This window comes from Candidatus Eisenbacteria bacterium, assembly GCA_035577985.1.
Classification (GTDB): Bacteria; Desulfobacterota; Binatia; order DP-6; family DP-6; genus DATJZY01.
Map to the genome: position 1 here is coordinate 1 of DATJZY010000023.1, position 3,479 is coordinate 3,479.

Here is a 3,479-nt window from a genome sequence, read left to right on the forward strand (position 1 = left end):
GGCAGCGACCAGCTCTGGTAGAGCGCCGCCAGGATGAGGAAGACGATGAGCAGCGACAGCGCGAAGACGGCCGCGCCGCTCCCCGCGATCGACTCCTGGTAGCTCATTCCGTTCCACGCGTATCCCATGTCGCGCGGCAACACGGAGTCGGCGACGGCGGCGACGGCGGCCATCCCCTGGCCGGAGCTGTAGCCCGGCGCCGGGAATGCGAGGACCTCGATCGCACGATACTCGTTGAAGCGGTTCGAGTACTCGGGGCCCGACGACTTCTCGAGCGAGACGAGCGTCGACAGTGGCAGCATGCCGCCGTCCTGGTTGCGGACGTAGAAGAGGGCGAGGTCCGCCGGATCCATCCGGTACTGCGGCTCGGATTCGAGGAACACGCGCCAGACTCGCCCGAAGCGATTGAACTGGTTCACGTAGTAGCCGCCTAGCAAAGTCTGGAGCGTCCCGTAGACGTCCCGGATCGGCACGCCGAGCTTGAACACGCGATCCTCGTCGACGTGCGCGAAGAGCTGCGGCATGGCGGGCGCGAACGTGGTCGCGATGGCTGCGATCTCGGGTCGCTTGCGCAGCTCGGCCATGAAGCGCTGGGTGTTGTCCCAGAGATAGTCGACGGTCTTGCCGGCGCGATCCTGGATGAAGACGTCGACGCCGCCGGACTGGCCGACGCCGGGGATCGCGGGGGGCGGGAATGCGAACACCCGGGCGTCGGGCAGCGCCGCGAGCTTCCGATTCAGCGAGGCGATGATGGCGTCCGCCTGGAGCGCCCGCGTCGCGCGCTCGTCGTAGGGAGCGAGCTGGACGAAGTAGACGCCGTTTCGCGGGCTCACCGTCTGCGACAGGAGGCTCCATCCGGCGACCGCGTCCAGGTAGTGCACACCCGGCTCGGCCTTCAGGATCTCGTCGACCTTCCGCATCACGGCGTTCGTCCGCTGCAGCGATGCGGCCTCCGGGAGCTGCACGTTCATGAAGAAGAACCCCTGGTCCTCCTGGGGCATGAAGGAGGTCGGCAGGACTCTCCCGAGGCCGCCCGCGAGCAGCGTGAACGCGGCCAGCACGACGAGCGCCGCGCCGAATTTGCGGATCAGGAGCCGGGAGCCCCGGACGTACCCGTTCTGCGCCGACGCGAAGACGCGATCGAAGCCGCCGAAGAAGCGTCCGAGGAGTCCCCGATGCCCCCCCGTCCGGGGCTTCAGGATCAGCGCACCGAGCGCGGGACTCAAGGTGAGCGCATTGAAGCAGGAGATCAGGACCGAGAACGCGATGGTGAGCGCGAACTGACGGTAGAGCGATCCGGTAATGCCGGCGATGAAGGCGGCTGGAATGAATACGCTCGAGAGCACGATCGCGATGCCGACGAGCGCGCCGCTCACCTCATCCATCGCCTCGATCGCCGCATCGTGCGGCGATCGGCCCTGTTCGATCTTCGACTCGATCGCCTCGACGACCACGATCGCGTCGTCCACGACGAGCCCGACGGCGAGTACGAGCCCGAGCAGCGACAGCGTGTTGATCGTGAACCCGAGCATCGGGAAGAATACGAAGGTGCCGACCAGCGACACGGGGATCGTCAGGATGGGGATGAGCGTGGCGCGCCAGTTCTGGAGGAAGACGAACACCACCACGATCACGAGCCCGATCGCCTCGAGCAACGTGATGGCGATCTCCTTCGCGCCCTCGGTCACGGGGATCGTGGTGTCGAGCGTCACGTCGTAACGCATGTCGGCAGGGAACTTCTCGGCCAGTCGGGCCATCGTCGCCTTGGCGCGATTGGCCGCCTCGAGCGCGTTCGAGCCGGGGACCTGGAACAGACCGAGGTGTGCTGCCGGCGTCCCGTTTGCGTACGCATCCTGGGTGTAGCTCTCGGCCCCGAGCTCGAGGCGAGCCACGTCCTTCAGGCGCACGAGCGATCCGTCGGGCCTGGCCCGCACGATGATGTCGCCGAACTCTTCCGCGCTCATCATGCGCCCGCGCGCCCGCACCGTGTAGGTGAGCTCGCGGCCGGGTGGCGCCGGCTCCCCACCCATCGTTCCCGCAGGATTCACGACGTTCTGCGCGGAGATCGCCTTCGCGAGATCCGTGACCGTGAGCCCCATGTTCGCCATCGTGTCCGGCGCGAGCCACACGCGCATGGCGTAGTTCGACGCGCCGTAGATCTTGGCCTGCCCGATCCCCGGCACGCGGGCGAGCTCGTCCTGGACGGTGATCACCAGGTAGTTCGAGAGGAAGGTCTGGTCCCACGTCCGGTTCGGCGAGCTGACCGAGAACAGGAGCAGGGGGATGCCGGCCGTCTGGATCGTCGTGAGGCCGTAGTCGTTCACCTCATGGGGCAGGTTGGCCTGCGCCTGCGCGAGGCGGTTCTGGACCTGCACCTGGTCGATGTCGATGTCCGTGTCGACGTCGAACGACACCTGCAGGGTCATCGTGCCGTCGTTGCCGGAGATCGCCTGCATATAGATCATGCGCTTCGCGCCGTTCACCTGGGCGTCGATCGGGGTGGCGACCGACTCCTCGACGGTGAGTGCGTCGGCGCCCGTGTACACGGCAGTCGTCTGGATCTTGGGCGGGGCGATCTCGGGGAACTGCGCGACCGGAAGCCGGAACACCATGACGGCGCCGCCGATCACGAAGAGGATTGCGATGACGATCGCAACGATCGGCCGCTCGATGAAGAACTTCGACATGGCTAGCCCTTCCGGGGCGGCGTGGGAGCAGCCGCGGCCTCGCCCGACATGTCCGGCTTCGGTGTCACGGCGATCCCGTCGCGGATGTTCTGCAGTCCCTCCGTCACGACGCGCTCGCCCGGTGTGAGGCCCTGGTCGATGATCCAGAGCCCGTCCACCTGCTGGCCCGGCTTCACCGTGCGGAGCGACACGTTGTCGTCCGATCCCACGACCGCGACTTGGTAGACGCCTTGTGTCTCGATCATCGCCCGCTGGGGCACGAGCAGCGCACCGCGCACGGTTTCGGTCGGAGCGCGGACCTTCGCGTAGAGACCCGGGCGCAGGATTGCGTCAGGGTTCGGGAAGAGGGCCTGCACGAGGATCGTCCCCGTCTGCCGGTCGACCTGCCGGTCCGCGACGTAGAAACGGCCCGGACGGGGATACGTGCTGCCGTCGGTCAGGATCAACTCGAGCTGCGGCCCGCCGGCTTCGGTGCCCGTTTCCTGATGCTCCTTGATGAAATCGGCGAAGCGCAGGTATTCGCGCTCGGTGATCGGGAAGGTGACCTTCATCGGATCGACTTGTGAGATGGTCGTCAGCACGGTCGACGGGGTCACCAGATCGCCGATCTGCACTGGTGCGATGCCTGCGATGCCGCGGATCGGCGCATAAACCTTCGTCCAACCGAGGTCGAGGCGGGCGTTCGTCACGGCCGCTTCGGCCGCCTGCACCTGCGCCTCGCTCGCGCGGGTCGCCTGGACGGCGTTGTCGAGCTCCTGCTGGCTCACGGCACCTCGCACCGCGAGCGGCGTG

The 3,479-nt window shown here is 67.2% G+C and carries 2 protein-coding genes; both read right to left on the reverse strand.

Annotated elements, in window-relative coordinates; genetic code table 11:
• Positions 1–2,687 (reverse strand): efflux RND transporter permease subunit (locus VMS22_03095; GenBank protein ID HXJ33000.1); only part of this gene is annotated, 2,687 nt, incomplete at its 3' end.
• 2 nt (positions 2,688–2,689) lie between these two features.
• The coding region (locus VMS22_03100) for an efflux RND transporter periplasmic adaptor subunit (GenBank protein HXJ33001.1) at positions 2,690–3,479 on the reverse strand (790 nt) is incomplete at its 5' end.